Origin of the sequence: Burkholderia reimsis (assembly GCF_003294055.1) — a bacterium.
Classification (GTDB): Bacteria; Pseudomonadota; Gammaproteobacteria; order Burkholderiales; family Burkholderiaceae; genus Burkholderia; species Burkholderia cepacia.
Genome location: NZ_QMFZ01000038.1, coordinates 1 through 18,529, shown reverse-complemented (window position 1 = coordinate 18,529; position 18,529 = coordinate 1). Strand labels below are relative to the sequence as shown.

Here is an 18,529-nt window from a genome sequence, read left to right as displayed (position 1 = left end):
GCGATGCGGCGCGGCGAAGGTGCCGCATCGCATCGTCCATGCAACGCGACACCGCGCGAGCTATTGGCCGCGAGCGGGCGCGGTAACGAAGCCGACTTTCGTGAGACCGGCCGCCTGTGCGGCCGCAAGCAGTTTTGCGACGCTGTCGTAGCGGGCCGCGCGATCGGCGGACAGGCGCACTTCCGGTTGAGGCGCGGTGCGGGCCGCCGCTGCAAGACGGGCCGCCAGCCCGGTATCGGACACCGGCTGCGCGTTCCAGCTCACGCCGCCGCTCGCATCGATCGAGACATCCACATGCGGCACGCTCGTATCCTCGCGCGGGCTCGCCGCCTGCGGCAATGCAACGCGCGCGGCGTGATGCAGCACCGGCAGCGTCACCATGAACACCACCAGCAGCACGAGCATCACGTCGATCAGCGGTGTCATGTTGATCTCGGCTGCGAGCGCATTTCCTTCGGGCGCGTCGTCCGGGCCGGCGTTCATGCTCGCGCTCCGTCGGCGGCAGGTTGCAGGTCGGCCGGCATCCTGGTCGCCGGTTCGGGCCGCGCGGCGGTCTCGGGCACGCTGCCGGTCAGCAGCAACAGATGCAGCCCGTGCGCGAAGCGGTTGAGCCGCGCAACGATATCGCGCGACAGCCGCACCAGCGTGTTGTAGCCGAGTACGGCGGGGATGGCGACGCACAGTCCGAATGCCGTCATCACGAGCGCCTCGCCGACCGGCCCCGCTACCCGGTCGAGGCTCGCCTCGCCGGTTGCGCCGAGCGACAGCAGCGCGTGATAGATCCCCCAGACGGTGCCCAGCAGTCCGACGAACGGTGCGGTGCTGCCGATCGATGCGAGCACGCCGAGCCCGCGCTGCATCCGCGCCACCGATTCGTCCACCGACGTCTTCAGGCTGCGCGACAACCAGTCGCTCGCGTCGATCCGGTCGTGCAGCCGGTGCCTGCTCGCTTCGTGATGCGCGATCGCCGCCTGGCCCGCGCGAACGAGATCGACGAACGGCCTGTCCTGCCCCCCGAGCGCGTGCATCGCGCCGGCCGCGCCGCCGGCGCCCCGAAAGCGCGCTTCCGCGCGCACCGCGCGGCGCCGGATGCCGACGAGTTCGATCGCCTTGATCACGATCACCGTCCACGATGCGATCGACATCGCGACGAGCAACAGCGCGACCGCGCGCGTCATCGGGTCGCCCTGCGTCCATACGTGCTCGATTCCGTAGATTGTCATGATGAAGTGTCCTGTCAGTCGTCGAGGTTGAACGCGATCGGCGCGCGTGCCCGCGTCGGCACCGGCGCGCCGTTGAACACATGCGGCGCGCAGCGGCTCGCCAGTACGGCTTCACGCGCCGCCGCGTCGAGACGCGGATAACCGCTGCCGGTCACGACACGCGCGGCGACGATCTGCCCCGCCGCATCGGTCTCCAGTTCGACGAGCACGGTGCCGTGCTCGCCCAGCCGCAGCGACTGCGGCGGGTAGTCGGGTTTGACCAGCGTGCAGTCGGGATGCGCGACGAAGCGCGGCGGCGCAGATACGGAAGACGTTCGGGATTCGGGTTGAGTCGGGGTCGGGGTCTGCGTCTGCGTCGGCATCCGTGCGGCCGCATCGTCTGGCGGCGTATCGCGTTGCGCCACGGCCGGCGAGGACGGACCTGGCCGTGCCGGAGCCGGCACAGGCGCGTCATGCGCCGGCGGGCGGGTACGGCCGGACGCGACCTGCCGGTTCGTCCGCAACGCACTGCCCGCAGATGATCGGGGCGCAGACGTAGCCTCCTGCACCGCGCGCGACGCGGCAACCGGCTTCGCCTTCGCAGCCGCCATCGTCGACGCCTCCGGCATCGCCGCGATCAGCGTCGCCACCATCACCTGCCGTTGCAGTGGTTCGCGTCGTACGATCTGCTGATGTGCAAGCAGTACGAACAGGGCGGCATGCAGAGCGCATACGACTGCGAAAACCGACGCGACGCAAATTCCGCGATGGCGTGCCCGATCGCCAGCGGCACCACGCACGCCGGTCGCCTGCCGCGCGCCGAAGGCAGCGGTGCTCATCGCCCCCGCCTTCCCGCGTTCACCCATCCTCGTACATGCGCGCCACATCGCCGACATGAAGAGGAGTGCATATCTATCGATCCGTCTTCCATCGCGTTGCCTTGCCTTGTTAGCCGCGCGGCCGTTGCCGTCGCCGTTGCCGTGTCAGCAGTCGCAGGCCGCTCCACATTGCGCGAGCGAATTCTCCTTGCTGCGGAACACCAGCGGTCGTTCGTCGCGCGGCGCGGGTCGCCGCGCGAATTGCACGGCCTGCTCGACCCGGCCGTGATGCGCGGACTTCTCGCACACCGGATCGGGCTGCGCCGGGTCGCCGGCCAACTGGTACGCCTGGCACCGGCAGCCGCCGTGATCGACATGCCGCTCGTCGCACGTACGGCAAGGCTCGCGCATCCAGTCCTCGCCGCGATACGCGTTGAATGCGTCGCTGTCGTACCAGATTTCCTTCAGCGACCGGTCGCGCACGTTCGGCAGCGCGAGCCCCGGCAGCGACCGCGCGGCATGACACGGCAGCGCGGTGCCGTCCGGCGCGACGCCGAGAAACACCGAACCCCAGCCGTTCATGCACGCTTTCGGGCGACGCTCGAAATAGTCGGGCACGACGAACAGGATCTTGCAACGCTCGCCGATCAGCTTGCGATAGCGGTTGACCGTTTCCTCCGCCTCGCGCACCTGCTCGACGGTCGGCATCAGCTGGTCGCGGTTCACCATCGCCCAGCCGTAGTACTGCGTGTTCGCGAGCTCGAGGTAATCGGCGCCAAGGTCGAGCGCCATCTCGATGATCTGTCCGACGTGCGGCAGGTTGTAACGATGCAGCACGCAGTTGAGCACCATCGGGTAGCCGTGCGCCTTGATCAGCCGCGCGACACCGCGCTTCAGCTCGAACGTGCGCGTGCTCGTCAGGAAATCGTTCAGCTCGCGCGTCGAATCCTGCAGCGACAACTGGATATGGTCGAGCCCGGCCGCCTTGAGCCGCTCGATGCGCGTGACGTTCAGCCCGACGCCCGACGTGATCAGGTTCGTATAGAAGCCGAGCCCGCGCGCATGCGCGACGAGCGTCTCGAGGTCGTCGCGCTGCAGCGGCTCGCCGCCCGAGAAACCGATCTGCGCGGCGCCGAGCGCGCGCGCATCGCTGATGACCGTGCGCCACGTGTCGGTGTCGAGTTCCGCGCCGTGCGTCGCGAAATCGACCGGGTTGTAGCAGAACGCGCAGTGCAGCGGGCAACGGTACGTCAGTTCCGCGAGCAGCCACAGCGGCGCGGACGGACGGGGAGTGTCGGGCGTCATGTCAGTCGAGCCAGCCGCGCAGTCGCGCATGATCGAGGAAACGGTACACGTCGGTCGCGAGGTCCGACTGGCTGAACAGGCGCTCGAGTTCGCCGATGATGTCGTCCAGCTCGCGCGTGCCGTCGCAACGCGCGAGGATCTCGCCGGCACTCGGGTTCAGTTTGACCATTCCTTCCGGGTAGAGGAGCACGTATGCATCCTGGGCCGCCTCCCATTGCAGGCGGTACATGCCCCTGAGGCAGGGGCGCAGCGGCACGCCGCTGGCAGCTTCGATCGCGTTCATAGCGGGTAGGCCTTTTCGACGGCGTCGAGCATCGACCACAGGATGTCGAGCTTGAATTGCAGGATGCCGAGCGCACGCTGCTGCGCATCCGGCGTCGTGAAGTGCTGCAGCGTGACCGCAAGCCCGTGCTCGACGTCGCGCTGCGCAAGCGGCACGCGGCTGCGGAAGTAATGCAGCCCGTCCGGCTCGATCCACGGGTAATGCGACGGCCAGCCCGCGAGCCGGTCGAGATGGATCTGCGGCGCGAACATCTCGGTCAGCGACGAGCACACGGCTTCCTGCCATGGCGCGCGCCGCGCGAAATTCACATACGCGTCCACCGCGAAACGCACGCCGGGCAGCACGTGTTCGAGCGACCACAGTTCGTCTCGCGTCAGACCGCATGCCTCGCCGAGGCGCACCCATGCCTCGATGCCGCCTTCGTTGTCGCCCTGCCCGTCGTGGTCGATCAGCCGCTGGATCCAGCGGCGCCGCGTGTCGCGGTCGGGGCAGTTCGACAGGATCGCCGCATCCTTGAGCGGGATGTTGATCTGGTAGTAGAAGCGGTTCGCGACCCAGCCGCGGATCTGCGTGGGCGAACAGGCACCGCTGTTGAGCCGGCGGTTGAACGGGTGATGGATGTGATAGCGCGATTCGAGCGCGCGCAGGCGCGCCTCGAATTCGGTCGCGCTCCAGGGCGTCGGATGCAATGCCGTAGCGGGAATCGGTGCGTTCATGGTCAGACCTGGAATTGCATGCCGTCGTGCGCGACGTCGATGCCATGCGCGCGCAGGTGCGCGTGCTCGACGGAATGCGGATCGAGAATCGGATTCGTGTTGTTGATGTGCGTGAGCACCTTGCGCGTGTGCGCGGGCAGCGTGTCGAGCCAGTCGATCATGCCGGGCCGCCCGTGCTCCGCGCATTGCGCGAGATGCCCCATGTCGGCCGCGTGCTTGCCCGACAGGCCGAGGTCGATCATCTCGGTGCCGCTCCAGAACGTGCCGTCCACCAGCACGAGATCGGCGCCGTCCATCGCCGCGCGCACGTCGTCGGTGACGGCCGCGAGCCCCGGCGCATAGAACGCGCGCCGGCCGCTCGCGACATCCTCGATCGACAGCGCGATGTTGTCGCCGGGCGCGGCCGACGCACGCCGTGGCGAATAAGGCGGCGCCTTGCTGTCGACGGGAATCGCGGTAAAGCGGACCCCGCTTGCCGCCGGCACCGTGAATGGCTCGCCGAGCACGATCGTGTGCGCGGCGACGCCGCAGTAATGGCCGAGCAGCGGCACGAGCGGCAAGCCGGTCGACAGGTCGTCGAGCACCGGCGCGCTCGCGTAGAGCGGCAGCGGCGTCGAACGCTCGCGCAGCATCAGCAGGCCCGTCACGTGATCGATCTGCGCGTCGCACAGCACGACGGCGGCGATGCCGCTGTCGCGAATCGCGCGTGCCGGCTGCAGCTCCGGATCCGCGCGCAACTGGGAAAGGATGTCGGGCGACGCGTTGACGAGGACCCAGTCGATGCCGTCGTCGCTGACCGCGATCGACGACTGTGTGCGAGGCAGCACGTGGCCGCTTCCGCTGCGTGCGCGGCGACAGTTCGCGCAATTGCAGTTCCATTGCGGCAGGCCGCCGCCGGCTCCCGAGCCGAGTATCTTGATCTTCATGGGCGTCAGCTCCCGACGCCGCCCGCGCCGATCACGGCAAGACGGGCGGCACGCTCGGCGATCAGCGGTTGGCGATGTACATCGTGATTTCGAAGCCGAAACGCAGGTCGGTGTAAGACGGGGTGGTCCACTGCATGATGTGTCTCCTGATTGAGTTGATGAGTTGCGTCGGTGAGTCGTACAACCGCGGCAATCGAGCGGTCGGTTCCTATTCAGCAAGGAGCGTGCCGAGGCCGCACTTCGACGGCCCGACAGCGATACGCGGCGGTCGCCCGGGCATCGGGACGGAATCCTTACGATTTGCCTACGCGATTGGCACGAATGCGGTTCGGCGTCACGGCCGCACGATGCGCGTGGGCGGTGACAGGTGTTGAATCGTTGAACACCGGTGTTGCAACTTGACACACCGGCTGTGACAGGCCGCGCGGCCGTGAACCCGTGGCGCGCGTCAGCTTTCGTCGGACGGCTGGCGCTGTGGGTCGGCGGCCGGCATCTTCCGGTAGATCGTGTTGCGCGACACGCCGAGCGCGCGCGCCGCCGCGGACACGTTGCCGCCATGGCGCGCGAGCGCAGCCGCAATCGCGGACGCGGCGACATCCTGCAGCCGCGCATCGCCTGCCGGGAGCGCGTCCGCGGGCCATGCCGCGGCGGACGGATCGTGCGCGGCCGGCTCGGCCCGGATATCGTCGCGGCGCAGGTCGTCGAAGAAATCGTCCGGCAGGTGCTCGCGCCGGATCTCGCCGTCGTCGTCGACCATCGCCGCCGCCGTGCGCAGCAGGTTGCCGAGCTGGCGGAAGTTGCCGGGCCACGCGCAGCGCACGAACAGCGCCATCACGTCCGGCGCGACGGACAGCGGCGGCCGGCCCGGGCCCGCGTAGGCTTCCCGTTGCAGCATCTTCTGCACGACCACCGCGAGATCCGTGCGGTCGCGCAGCGGCGGCAGGCGTACCACGAGGCCGTTCAGCCGGTAGTACAGATCCTCGCGAAAGCGGTTCTGCGCAATCATGTCGCGCAAGTCGCGGTGCGTCGCGCAGATGATCGCGATGTCCACGGCGATCGTCTTCGTCGATCCGAGCGGGTTGACGAGGCGCTCCTGCAGCACGCGAAGCAGCCGCACCTGCAGCGGATACGGCATGTCGCCGATCTCGTCGAGAAACAGCGTGCCGCCGTTGGCTTGCAGCAGCTTGCCGATCGAGCCCTTGCGGCGCGCGCCGGTGAAGGCGCCCTCTTCGTAGCCGAACAGCTCGGACTCGATCAGCGTCTCCGGAATCGACGCGCAGTTGACCGCGACGAACGGCGCATCGCGCCGCGGCGAGTCGTTGTGGATCGCCTGCGCGAGCAGCTCCTTACCGGTACCGGTCTCGCCGGTGATCAGGATCGGGATGTCCTTGCCGATCACCTTGCGCACCTTCGCGATCACGCTTGCAACCTGCGGATCGCCGGTATCGAGGTAGTTGAGCCGCGACAGGCCGGCCGACGTGCCGGCCGCCGGCGCGGGCACGGCATTCGCGCGCGCGGCCGGCGCACCCGCATCGTGAACGTCCGTCGGCCGGCTGCCTTCGGCGAGCGTCGCGCGCCGGAAATGCACGCGCGCGCAGACCACCGCGCCGTTGCAGAGGTTCAGCATCAGGTGCCGGTCGGTGCTTGCGCGCATGCGGTCGATCAACTGCGCGCTCGTGACGTCGAACAGCGACGACAGCGTATGCGCGCGCAGCGCGGCAAGCGGCATGCCGAGCTGGAACTGCGCACTGCGATTGGCCGACAGGAAACGGCCGTCGGCGGTGAAGGCGACGATCCCCTCCATCAGCGTGCCGAGGAACTCGGGGCGGCCATGGAACGACACCTGCAACGTCTCCTGAAAGGTCGTCGTAAACAGGTGATTCTCGATCATCTGCACCGACATCTTCGCGAGCGCCATCGTGTGCTGGTGATAGCTGCGGTGATCGCCGGTCACGTCGAGCACGCCGATCGCGTCGCCGTACGGATCGAGGATCGGCACGCTCGAACAGGTGAGGAAGCGGTTCGCTGCGAGGAAGTGCTGGTCGCCGTGAACGACCATCGGGCACAGCTCGGCGAGCGCCGTACCGATCGCGTTGGTGCCCTGCCGGTCCTCCGCCCAGTTCGCGCCCGGGCGCAGCGCGACCTTCTCCGCCCGGCGCAGGAAATCGTCGTCGCCGATCGAATGCAGGATCAACCCCTGCGCATCGGTCAGCACGATCATGCTCTGCGTGTTGACGATCTGCTCGTGCAGCGTCTCCATCACCGGCATCGCGTGCGCGCACAGCACGCGGCTCTGCTCGCGCTTGAGCACCAGCGCCGCGCTCGACAGCACGTCGTAGTCGGGGCGCGCCGAGACCTGCAGGCCGAACGTCTCGGACCGCTCATGGGCTTTCTGGATCGACGGCGCGGGCCAGCCGGCGGGATGCGCGGCCCGCGATCCGGCCGCCTGCTCTACGTCATCGCGCATTGTCTCCTCCGGGGATCTTCCGGTCAGTTGCCGGACTCTTTGCCGTCATTGCAAGCAAGCATCGGGCCACGCAAGGGGCACGGCCCCGATCGAAAGCAGATTGCAAGACACGATCCGGTTCCGCCGGGCGTGTCGAGTCACCGCACGGGCCGGTCTTCGTGATACCGCGTCTGCCCGACGCGTGACTACCCGTGCGAATCCCGATCTTTGCGGCTGGCGCGTTTCTGGCTTTGTCATGGATCAATTACAGTGGTCGCTTCGGCTCTCTCGCGGCCGCATGACGATTGACCCGATTCCCCCCGAACCGATTCGACACGATGCCTGCCCCGATTCGCCCCCTATCCCGATCCCGCCCCGCGTCGACGGTGTCTCCGGCCGCGCTCGCCGCGCCCGTTCGCGGACGCTTGCACCGCGACGCGCAATCGATCGCGTTCTCCGTCGCCGGCGCGGCGCACGGCCATCCGGTCGTCGTGCTGCACGGCGGGCCCGGCAGCGGCAGCCAGGCCGGCATCCTGCGGCTGTTCGACCTGACGCGGATGCGCGTCGTGCTCGTCGACCAGCGCGGCGCGGGCGCATCGGCACCGCGCGGCAGCACACGCCACAACGACACCGCGCGGTTGATCGACGATCTCGAAGCGGTGCGCGCGCAGCTCGGCATCGCGCGCTGGGGCGTCGTCGGCGGCTCGTGGGGCGCGGCTCTCGCACTGGCATACGCGGGCACACATCCCGCACGGATCACCGGCGTCGTGCTGCGCGGGCTGTTCCTGACGTCGCGACGCGAAGTCCGCCGGTTGTTCACGACGTCGCGAACGCGCGCACCCCGCGAATGGCGACGCCTGTACGCGGCGGCCGGCTGCAGCCGGCCGGATCGCCTGCTGTCGTGCTGCGCGCGGCGGCTGCAACCCGGCGCGGGCGCGGCCCGGCAGCAGGCGGTGGCGCTTGCTTGGCACGCGTACGAGAACGCCATCCTCGCATCGCCGAACCCGCGCCGCTCACCCGCGGATGCGATCCGCTCGCACAAGACCGTCGCCCGATTGATCGACAAGTACCGGATCCAGGCGCACTACCTGCTGCGCGACTGCTGGCTCGGCGAGCGCCGCGTGCTCGCGCTCGCGCGCCGGGCGGCGCAGGCCGGCGTGCCGCTGTTCGCCGCGCACGGGATGCACGATCCCGTCTGCCCGGCCGCCAACGTCGCCCGCCTCGCGCGTGCCGTGCCCGCGGCCGCGATCGAACACGTGAGCGCCGGGCACCTCGCAAGCGACCCGGCCTTGGCACGCAGCATCGCCCGCGCCGTGGCCGCGATGTTCGCGGCGGCACCGCTCGCCCGACCGGGCCCGTCGCGCACATCCTGAGCGCCGCTCAGGCTGCGACGCGGCAACGCACGCAGCCGGGCAACGCTCAATCCCACGCGTAACGCACGCCGACCCACGCACCGCGCGGCGCACCCGGCCCGACGAACTGTTCGTTGACCGGATTCGCACCGTCGAACGTGTGATTCGGCCCGTTGAAGAAGTTCTGGCCCAGCACGCCGAAGCTCGCATAGCGCTTGTCGAACAGGTTCGTCACGCTCGCGAAGACTTCGAAGCGCTTCGTGATCCGGTAGCGCATGTCGAGATCGACGAGCACGTAGCCCGCGATCCTGCCGTTCACGTCCTGGTTGTTCTCGTCGCCGCGCGCATACACGCCGCTGCGCCACGTGACGTTCGCGCCGATATCCCACCTGGGCGTCGCCGCGTAGTCGAGCCGGAGTTTCACCGTGTGTGCGGGAATACCGGGAATATGGTCGCCTTGCTTGACGGCCACGTTGCCGTTCGCGTCGGCCGCCGAATTCGCCGGGCTGTGCTCGGTCCACGACGACCGGTAGGTCGCATCGACATAGCTGTACGAAAGCCCGACACCGAGCGGGCCGAAGCGCGTGCGGCCCGCGAGTTCGATGCCTTGCCGCCGCGTATCGCCGACGTTGCGGAAATAACCCTGCGCGCTTGCCGGGCTGCTGATGAACTGGATGTCGTCGGTCAGCGTCGTGCGGTAGGCGGCGGCGCTCCAGGTCGTCGCGGCGCCGATGCGGCCGCGCATGCCGGCTTCGAACGTCTTCGAGATCACCGGCTTGAGCGCCGGGTCCGCGATGAAGTCGTTCGGCAGCGAACACGGCGCGGCCGGATCCGCGCATGCGAGTTCGATCGCGGTCGGCGAGCGCATCCCTTCGTTGTACGTCGCATAGGCGGTGAAGCCCGCGACCGGGTTCCAGTTGAGCCCGACTGCCGGGTTGAACCGGGAGAACACATGGTTGCCGTCGAGCAGCGGCTGCACGCCGCTCTCGTCGCCGATCTGCGCCTTCGACCAGTCGTAGCGGCCCGACACCGTCAGCGTCCAGTGCGGCGTCAGCGACAGTGCATCGCTCAGGTACACGCCGAGGTTCGCGTTGCGCGTCTTCGCGCGGGTCTGCGGCTCGAAATCACCGACGCCGATCGCCGCGCGCGTGTCGGTGAAATACGCGTCCTGCGACGACGCGACGTAGCTCGAGTTCGCGACATCGGCCGCCACGCCTGCGATCAGCTGGTTCGCCATCCCGCCGAGCTTGCCGAGCAGCGTGAGCTGCAGGCTGCCGCCGTAGCTGTCGGTCACGATCGTCGACTGCGCATTGGTGCCTTGCACCGCGTCGACCGTGCCGTCGTCGCCGACCGATCCGTAATCGGTATTGTTGTTGCTGCTGACGTTGGTGTTGCGCAGGTGCCGATAATACGCATTGCCGCTCAGCTCGACGTGCTCGCCGAAGAAACGATCGCCCGACAGCGTCAGGTAGCCGGCGCTGTTGCGGTTCAGGTCGGGATAGGTGTACGCCTGCTTCCGGTTGTCGAGGAACGAGCGCGGGATCGTCTGGGTGCCGTACAGCGCGTTGTCGGCGCCGCCGGCGGAAATCGACAGCGTCGTGTCCGAATCCGTGTAGCGCAGCTTGCCGAACGCCTGCCGCACGCGGCTCGCATTGTGGTCGGCCCAGCCGCCGTCGTTCGCGACGTTCGCCGTCGCGTAGTAGTCGAGGTTCGAGCCGATCGTGCCGCCCTGCTCGATTGCGGCCGTCTTGCGGCCCCACGAGCCGCCCGACACCTCCGCTTCGCCGCCCGGGTTCGACTTGCCGTTCTTCGTCGTGATCGCCAGTGCGCCGCCGAGCGTATTGCGTCCGTATACCGGGTTGGAGCCCGGGATCAATTGCATCCGGTCGATTGCCTGCGTCGGCAGGATGTCCCAGTTCACGACGTCGCCGAACGGTTCGTTCACGCGCACGCCGTCGACGAACACCGACAGCCCCTGCGGCGTACCGAGCAGCGGCGATGCGGTGAAGCCGCGATAGTTGACGTCGGTCTGGTACGGATTGCCCTGCGCCTCCGAGATCGTCACGCTCTGCAGGTTCGCGGCGAAGAAGTCGGCAAGCGTCGCGCGGTGCTGGGCATCGAGTTCCGCCGCGCGTACCGTCTGCACGTTCGCCGGCACCTTCTGCAGCGGCGTACCGATCCCGAGCAGCGGCGTCGTGCCGACGACCACCACCGTCGGCAATGTGACGGCCGGCGCTTGCGGCGCTTGCGGCACTTCCGGCGCAACGGCGACGGCAGCCGGCGGCACCGCACCGCCCGTCGCGGCCGTGCCGTCCGCAGGCTGCTGCGCACGCGCGCTGCCCGTCGACAGGCCGAACAGCGCGATGGCGCCGAGGGCCGGCCCGAGAAGCGCGCCACGCATCGCGCCACCATGCCGCGCGCGACGCTCGCGTCGCATCGCGCCGCCCTTTCCGGCTGCCTTTGGCCTCCTGATCATTTCATTCGTCTCCATGCTTGTATTTCGCCGTGGTGTGCCCCGCACCGCGCGGCGTGCTGTTGTCGCGAAGCAGCGTGCGAGAACCGTGCCAGCCGCATCGGCACGACGCCCGCGCGCGTCGCCGCGCACGGCGTGCGTGACACCGGCGCGGGCGGCGCCCCACCTGTCACGGATGCCGCGCCACCTGTCATGTTTGGCAACACTGCGCGCACGGAGGTGTACCTGAATGCAACACCTTCGTTGCCACGTGCGCTCGACGCTCGCCGACGCCGCACGACGCACGATGCGCCCGTGTGCCGCGTCACACCGGCTTCGCGCCGCGATGGCATGCGACTTGCGTGAACGGCAGCGCACTCGGCCCGGAATCCCCACCGTGCCGGCGCGACGAACCGTTCGCGGCGGTGCGACCACAATGACTCAGGAGACAACCATGAAGAAACTCTCGGCTTCAGCGAGCCGGCTGGCGACGATCGGCATCGCGGCGGCAGCGGCCGTCGCGCTGAACCCCGGCCTCGTCGAAGCGGCCGCGGACTACCCGGCCGTGACCTACCAGCGGCTGACCGATGCGCACACCGATCCGGGCTGGCTGACCTACTACCGCACCTACGACGGCCAGTCGCATTCGCCGCTCAAGCAGATCGACGCGTCGAACGCGAAGGAACTCAAGCAGGTGTGGGCCTACAAGTTCCCCGCCGAGCTGAAGCAGGGCTTCGAAGCCACGCCGATCGTCAACGGCAACTACCTGTTCGTGACCACGCCGAAGGACAACGTCTACGCATTCGATGCGAAGAGCGGCAAGCAGCTGTGGAAATACGAACCGAAGCTGGGCGCGGCATCGTTCAAGACCGCATGCTGCGACGTCGTCAACCGTGGCGTCGCGCTGTACGGCAAGAACGTCTACGTCGCGATGCTGAGCGGCGAGGTCGTGGCGCTCGACGCGCAGACGGGCGATCTCGTCTGGAAGAAGCAGATGTTCGAGCCGGGCCTCGGTTATGCGTTCTCGCTCGCGCCGCTCGCGCTGGACGGCTCGATCATCGTCGGCACCTCCGGCGGCGAATACGGGATTCGCGGGTACATCGCCGCGCTGAACCCCGAAGACGGCTCGCTGGTCTGGAAGCGCTACACGATCCCGAGCCCCGGCGAAAAAGGCGCGGACACCTGGCCCGACGGGATGCAGGCACACGGCGGCGGCGCCGCCTGGCTGACGGGCACGTACGACGCGGCAAGCCGCACGCTGTACTGGGGCGTCGGCAACCCCGGCCCGTGGCTCGCGGCGCTGCGTCCCGGCGACAACCTGTATTCCGACTCGCTGCTCGCGCTCGATCCGAAGAACGGCAACCTGAAGTGGCACTACCAGTACACGAGCAACGACACGTGGGACTACGACGGCGTCAACACGCCGATCCTCGCGGACATCAAGTACAAAGGCAAGGACTACGATGCGATCATTCACGCCGACCGCAACGGCTTCTTCCATGCGATCGATCGCACGACCGGCAAGCTGATCTACGCGGAGCCGTTCGTCACGGCAACGTCGGTCACCGGCTACACGGCCGACGGCAAGCCCATCGCGGACCCGTCGAAGTTCCCGAAGGCCGGCACGACGATCGACACGTGCCCGAGCTTCCTCGGCGGCAAGAACTGGTGGTCGGTGTCCTACGACCCCGCGCGCCACATCGCGGTCGTCCCTTCCCTTCACGCGTGCATGAGCCTGTCCGGCAAGTCGGTCAGCTACATGGAAGGTCTGCCGTATCTCGGCGAAGGCTTCGAGATCAAGCCTGAACCGGGCAGCCAGGGTTACGGCGAACTGCAGGCCATCGACGTGAACACCGGCAAGAAACTGTGGGGCCACTGGTCGAAGAAGCCGTGGAACGGCGGCGTCGCGACCACCGCGAGCGGTCTTGCGTTCAGCGGCTCGCTCGACGGCCACCTGTATGCCTTCGACACGGCGACCGGCAAGGTGCTGTGGGAGAGCCCGCAGCTCGCGAGCGGCATCATCGCGCAACCGTCGGTGTACGAGGTCGACGGCAAGGAATATGTCGCGGTGCTCGCCGGATACGGCGGCGCGAACCCGATCTGGGGCGGCCCGATGGCCGACGTCGCGAAAGACGTTCCGCGCGGCGGCACGCTCTACGTATTCGCGCTCGACTGAACGCGCGTCGCGCCCGGCATGCGCCCGATCCGGGCGCGACGCCCCCACTGTTTCAACCGGAATGCACGACCATGAAGACTCGACTCGCTCCCCTGACCCTCGCCAGTCTGCTCGCCGCGGGCGTGGCGCTGACCCCGATGTCCGCCGCGGCCGGCGGCGTGCGCGTCTGCACGCTGCCGGGCAGCCCGACCGCCGCCCTCGACATGTCGGTCGCACGTGAAGTGCTGCGCACCGCCGGCATCGCCGCCTCGTTCAACCGGCGCGGCGTGGACGACGACGGCGGCGACGACGGCATCTCCGCCGCCGAACTGAAGCAATCGCTCGAACGCGACTGCGACATGATCGCCGGCTTCCCGCGCTCGGCGATCGCCGATGCATCGAATGCCCGGATGGGTTTCTCGCAGGGGTATCTGCGCTCCAGCTACGTCAGCGTGACGCTGCGCGACGCGCATGCACCGTCCACCGGCAAGGAAACGATCGCGGCCACGTACTCCAGCCCGTCGCAACTGATCGCGGCACAGGCGACGAATGCCCGCTTCGATCTCGAGAACACGTCCGAGAAGACCATCGACGCGCTCGCGACCGGTCGCGCACAGCGCGCGATCGTCTGGTATCCGAGCGTCGTGGCGTACCGGCGTGCGCATCCCGGCCAGCCGTTCCGGATCGCGGCCACGGCGTCGCCGTACTCGGACTGGCAGCTCGCGTTCGCGTTCGGCCCCGATCGGGACGCGCTGCGGCAGCGCATCGACGCGGCGTTGTCGCGGCTGAATGCCAACGGCCGGATCGCCGCGCTCACACGCGGCTGGAACCTGCCGGAAAACATCGCTCAAGCAGCCAATACGCCGTCGCGCGGCCGCTTCCTCGACGGCGCGGTCGCGTCGGCCGGGCATTCGCGCACCGGCGTGCTGCTCGCCGGCGGAGCATCCGCGACGGGCGGCTTCATCAAGGTGTCGGCGAGTGACGAAAGCGGCGTGCCGTCGTTCGACAATGCGCAGGCACAGCACGGCAAGAAGCTCTATGGCGACGCCTGCGCGAAATGCCACGGCGACCAGCTCGAAGGCAATACCGCCCCCGCGCTGAGCGGGGAATCCTTCGCGCCCGAGGGCAAGTCGCACATCACGGTCGGCGGCATCTTCCAGTACATGTCGAACAACATGCCGGCCGATCGCCCCGGCAAGATGACGGCACAGGAATACGAGGACCTGATGGCGTTCCTGCTCTATTCGAACGGTTATGACGCGTCGAAGAGCAAGCTGACCGCCGATGTCGCCACCTCGTCGAAGGCGCCGCTCGTCGCCGGCCCGCGCAAATAACGCCTTTCTCCCTTCGTTTCGATCGACCGCCGCGCCGGGAAGCAATCCCGGCGCGCGGGGCCGTACTTTTTTATTCAGGAAAACCACATGATCTCCCGCACTCGCAGAACCTTCATCGTTCAGACCGCCGGCCTGTGTGCCGCACTCGCAGCCGGAACCGGCGCATTCGCGGCAGCGCCGCTCGTCGACGAAAACGACGCGGCCGCGAAGACACTCGGTTACCGCGCGAAGGCAACGACCGTCGATGCAGGCAAGTTCCCGAAGTACCAGGCCGGCCAGACGTGCTCGAACTGTCGCTTCTACAAGGCCGGCGCCGGCGAATCCTCGGGCACGTGCCCGATGTTCGGCGGCAAGGCGGTTGCCGCCGAAGGCTGGTGCAACGTCTATGCAAAGCTTGCTTGATCCCGGGCGCGGGCGCGAACACGACGGCGTGCCGCGCGGCGGCACGAACGTGGAGCGCACCGACCGTTTGAATGCGCTGGTCGCGCTGGGCATCGGGCGCGGCTACGTGACGCGCGGTGAAATCGTCGACGCGTTGCCCGACGATGCCGCAGACGGCACGGATTTCGACGCCGCCGCGTCGATGCTCGGCGAATGGGGGATCGAGGTTCGCGAGCACGTCGACTCGCGAAGCGCATGGACGCTCGATCGTCATTTCGCGCGAGCGACGGACACGACGTCGCCGCTCGCCGAGGCGTCGGCCCCGCTCGCGACCGCCGATCTGCTCGCGGCCCGCACGAGCGATCCCGTGCGCATCTACCTGCGCGAAATGAGCGCGACACCGCTGCTCGACCGTGAAGAAGAGATCGCGCTCGCGCTTCATCTCGAACGCGGGCGCGCGGCGTGCATCGACGCATTGAACCGCGACCCGGCTGCGCTCGACGCCGTCGCGTCGATCGCCGGCGACATCCGCGCCGGCAAGGTCGCGGCATCGGTCTACGTGACGGGGTTCGTCGGCGACGCCGAATCGCTTGATGAAGCGCGCGCGGTTTTGCCCGGGGAATCGCCCGGCAATGCGACGGCACCTGATTCAACCATCGAGTCACCGGAGGGGGAGGACGACACGGACCGCGCGCCGGACAGCCCCGCATGGCGCGACAGCGTCGTCGCATCGCTCGACCGCGCCGGCGCGCTGGCCGCCGGGATGCAGCACGCATTGCGCACCGGCGGTTTCGCGTCGGCCGGTTACCGGGCGCTGCTTCGCGAGGCCGCCGCGTCGACTGGCAGGATCCGCTTCACCGCACGCGCGATCGAACGCATCGGGCACGCGATTCGGGACCGTGCGACGCAAGCACGCAAGTTCGAGAAGCGCATCGTCGACATCCTGGCCGAATCGGGCATCCGCACCGATTCGCCGCGCCGTGACCTCTTCATGCCATGCGACGACGTGCGCGCATGGATGATCGACTGCATCGCCGCGCATGCCGACTGTGCCGCCGCCCTCACCCGCCGCGCGCCGGCGCTGATCGAAGCACGCACCGCGCTCGCCGGCCTCGCCTGCGAGGCGAGCCTGCCGCTCGACATCGCGATCGCGCTCGACGCACGACTGTCGCGTATCGAGCGCGCGATGCAGCCCGCGAGAACGAAGCTGTTCCAGAGCAATCTGCGGCTCGTCGTGTCGATCGCCAAGCGCTATCCCGATCGCGGCCTGCAGTTTCTCGACCTGATCCAGGAGGGCAATCTCGGCCTGATGAAGGCCGTCGATCGCTACGATCACCGGCGCGGCTTCAAATTCGCGACGTATGCGACCTGGTGGGTCCGGCAGGCCATCACGCATGCGATCGCCGATCAGGGCCGCACGATCCGCGTGCCCGCGCATACGGTCGACGCGATCAACAAGCTGTCGCGCCTCGCGCGAACGCATGCGCAACGAACCGGCGAGGTTGCCGGCGCCCCGACGCTCTCGGCGCAGATGCGGATCCCGGTCGACAAGGTGCGGGATCTGATGGATATCGTGCGCGAGCCCATCTCCGCGGACCTGCCCGTTTCGCCCGATCACGACCTCACGTTGTGCGACGTCGCGATCGACCACGCCGCGCCGACCCCGGAAGAATCCGCGAGCGCCCGCCAGCTTCGCGCGGCGGTTGCGGCGCTGATCGACCGCCTGCCGGCACGCGAAGCGTGGATTCTTCGCTTGAGGTACGGCATCGACGTCGAAAGCGAGTATTCGCTGCGCGAGATCGGCCGGCAACTGAACCTGTCCGCCGAACGCGTTCGCCAGATCGAGGTGTCGGCGCTCGAACGGATCAGACAGTTCGGGCACGCACCGGCGCTTCGGTCGCTGATCGCCTGACGCCGCCAGGTCGCCCCACCGCGCTCCGGAACGAGCGGCCGATCACCTTCCCCGGCGCGCGCCACCTGTTGAGGACTGCAACACGATGTGCTGCATTTATGAACGGCCGGCTTCGGCTTGACGGTATCCAACCCGTCGCCCGTTCGACCGGATCGCTCGCAACGCGCACGGTGCGCCGCGACTTTCGCCGAATGCGCGCATCGATCGCTGACGCTGGCACGCATGTTGCGTTTTCCCGAACAGCAGCCCTGCATCCCAAGAACGCATGGAGACACGCTTGTCCACGATTGAATCGGTTCTTCACGAAACCCGCCAGTTTGCGCCGCCCGCGGCGCTCGAGCAGGCGGCGACCATTTCCGGCATGCCGGCCTATCGGGCGCTCGTCGCCGAGGCCGAGCGCGATTACGAAGGCTTCTGGGCGCGCCTCGCGCGCGAGGGCCTCGCGTGGCACAAGCCGTTCACCAAAGTGCTCGACGAGTCCAACGCGCCGTTCTACAAGTGGTTCGACGACGGCGAGCTGAACGCGTCGTACAACTGCCTCGACCGTCACGTCGAAGCCGGCAACGGCGAGCGCGTCGCGGTGATCTTCGAAGCCGACGACGGCACCGTCACGCGCGTCACCTATGCGGATCTCCTCGCCCGCGTGTCGCGTTTCGCGAATGCGCTGAAGAAGCGCGGCATCGGCAAGGGCGACCGCGTCGTCATCTATATCCCGATGTCGATCGAAGGCATCGTCGCGATGCAGGCCTGCGCGCGCATCGGCGCGACGCACTCGGTCGTGTTCGGTGGCTTCTCCGCGAAGTCGCTGAACGAGCGGCTCGTCGACGTCGGCGCGACGGCGCTGATCACGGCCGACGAGCAGGCGCGCGGCGGCAAGACGCTGCCGCTCAAGAGCATCGCCGACGAGGCGCTTGCGCTGGGCGGCTGCGAAGCGGTGAAGAGCGTGATCGTCTATCGCCGCACCGGCGGCAAGATCGACTGGCATGCCGACCGCGACCTGTGGATGCACGAACTGACGGCCGCCGAGTCCGACACGTGCGAGCCGGAGTGGGTCGGCGCCGAGCATCCGCTGTTCATCCTGTACACGTCGGGCTCGACCGGCAAGCCGAAGGGTGTGCAGCACAGCACCGGCGGCTACCTGCTGTGGGCCGCGCAGACGATGAAGTGGACCTTCGACTGGAAGCCCACCGACGTGTTCTGGTGCACGGCCGACATCGGCTGGGTCACCGGCCACACGTACATCACGT

Annotated in this window: 16 protein-coding genes; 6 read left to right on the top strand and 10 right to left on the bottom strand. The window is 68.3% G+C overall.

Annotated features, from left to right (window positions below):
• Positions 1-60: 60 nt before the first annotated feature.
• The 9 genes from DPV79_RS32595 to DPV79_RS32550 all read right to left on the bottom strand — a co-directional run bounded on the left by DPV79_RS32595 (position 61) and on the right by DPV79_RS32550 (position 7,717).
• Positions 61-483, bottom strand: coding sequence for an ExbD/TolR family protein (locus tag DPV79_RS32595; RefSeq protein WP_113047391.1), 423 nt, complete (start codon positions 481-483; stop codon positions 61-63).
• Entirely contained in the window at positions 480-1,223 is a 744-nt protein-coding gene (locus DPV79_RS32590; RefSeq protein ID WP_113047390.1) for a MotA/TolQ/ExbB proton channel family protein, read from the bottom strand. The genes DPV79_RS32595 and DPV79_RS32590 overlap by 4 nt, the downstream gene beginning before the upstream one ends.
• A 14-nt stretch (positions 1,224-1,237) precedes the next feature.
• Positions 1,238-1,585, bottom strand: a complete 348-nt coding sequence (locus tag DPV79_RS42870) for an energy transducer TonB (RefSeq protein ID WP_165843604.1) — start codon at positions 1,583-1,585, stop codon at positions 1,238-1,240.
• Positions 1,586-2,185: 600 nt separating this feature from the next.
• The gene (pqqE, locus tag DPV79_RS32580; RefSeq protein WP_113047388.1) at positions 2,186-3,325 is read right to left on the bottom strand and encodes a pyrroloquinoline quinone biosynthesis protein PqqE; all 1,140 of its coding nucleotides are present in this window, start codon (positions 3,323-3,325) and stop codon (positions 2,186-2,188) included.
• Position 3,326: 1 nt separating this feature from the next.
• A complete protein-coding gene (gene pqqD / locus DPV79_RS32575; RefSeq protein ID WP_021160296.1) occupies positions 3,327-3,608 on the bottom strand; it encodes a pyrroloquinoline quinone biosynthesis peptide chaperone PqqD in 282 nt (93 codons plus the stop codon).
• Positions 3,605-4,324, bottom strand: coding sequence for a pyrroloquinoline-quinone synthase PqqC (pqqC, locus tag DPV79_RS32570; RefSeq protein WP_048026390.1), 720 nt, complete (start codon positions 4,322-4,324; stop codon positions 3,605-3,607). The genes pqqD and pqqC overlap by 4 nt, the downstream gene beginning before the upstream one ends.
• 2 nt (positions 4,325-4,326) lie before the next feature.
• Positions 4,327-5,250, bottom strand: a complete 924-nt coding sequence (gene pqqB / locus DPV79_RS32565) for a pyrroloquinoline quinone biosynthesis protein PqqB (RefSeq protein ID WP_048026388.1) — start codon at positions 5,248-5,250, stop codon at positions 4,327-4,329.
• A 61-nt stretch (positions 5,251-5,311) separates the two neighbouring features.
• Positions 5,312-5,386, bottom strand: a complete 75-nt coding sequence (gene pqqA / locus DPV79_RS32560; protein ID WP_006485436.1) for a pyrroloquinoline quinone precursor peptide PqqA — start codon at positions 5,384-5,386, stop codon at positions 5,312-5,314.
• A gap of 312 nt (positions 5,387-5,698) precedes the next feature.
• Positions 5,699-7,717, bottom strand: a complete 2,019-nt coding sequence (locus DPV79_RS32550) for a sigma-54-dependent Fis family transcriptional regulator (RefSeq protein ID WP_113047387.1) — start codon at positions 7,715-7,717, stop codon at positions 5,699-5,701.
• 317 nt (positions 7,718-8,034) lie between these two features.
• On the opposite strand from DPV79_RS32550, the gene DPV79_RS32545 reads away from it, so the two are divergent.
• Positions 8,035-9,069: an alpha/beta fold hydrolase gene (locus DPV79_RS32545; protein ID WP_113047386.1), complete on the top strand. Its 1,035-nt coding sequence runs from the start codon at positions 8,035-8,037 to the stop codon at positions 9,067-9,069.
• Between the two features lie 46 nt (positions 9,070-9,115).
• Here DPV79_RS32545 and DPV79_RS32540 read toward each other — a convergent pair whose 3' ends face one another.
• Positions 9,116-11,524: a TonB-dependent receptor gene (locus DPV79_RS32540; RefSeq protein WP_113047409.1), complete on the bottom strand. Its 2,409-nt coding sequence runs from the start codon at positions 11,522-11,524 to the stop codon at positions 9,116-9,118.
• Positions 11,525-11,954: 430 nt separating this feature from the next.
• Between DPV79_RS32540 and DPV79_RS32535 the strand changes: the two genes are divergently transcribed.
• The 5 genes from DPV79_RS32535 to DPV79_RS32515 form a co-directional block, all read left to right on the top strand.
• Positions 11,955-13,676: a methanol/ethanol family PQQ-dependent dehydrogenase gene (locus tag DPV79_RS32535; RefSeq protein WP_060067060.1), complete on the top strand. Its 1,722-nt coding sequence runs from the start codon at positions 11,955-11,957 to the stop codon at positions 13,674-13,676.
• Between the two features lie 71 nt (positions 13,677-13,747).
• Positions 13,748-14,989 (top strand): c-type cytochrome, encoded by a 1,242-nt coding sequence (locus DPV79_RS32530; protein WP_113047385.1) that lies wholly within the window; start codon positions 13,748-13,750, stop codon positions 14,987-14,989.
• Between the two features lie 87 nt (positions 14,990-15,076).
• Positions 15,077-15,391, top strand: a complete 315-nt coding sequence (locus DPV79_RS32525) for a high-potential iron-sulfur protein (RefSeq protein WP_021163958.1) — start codon at positions 15,077-15,079, stop codon at positions 15,389-15,391.
• The gene (locus DPV79_RS32520) at positions 15,375-17,282 is read left to right on the top strand and encodes a sigma-70 family RNA polymerase sigma factor (RefSeq protein ID WP_113047384.1); all 1,908 of its coding nucleotides are present in this window, start codon (positions 15,375-15,377) and stop codon (positions 17,280-17,282) included. Before DPV79_RS32525 ends, DPV79_RS32520 begins: the two co-directional genes overlap by 17 nt.
• Positions 17,283-17,559: 277 nt before the next feature.
• Positions 17,560-18,529: AMP-binding protein (locus DPV79_RS32515; protein WP_165843603.1), on the top strand; the 970-nt coding region annotated here is incomplete at its 3' end.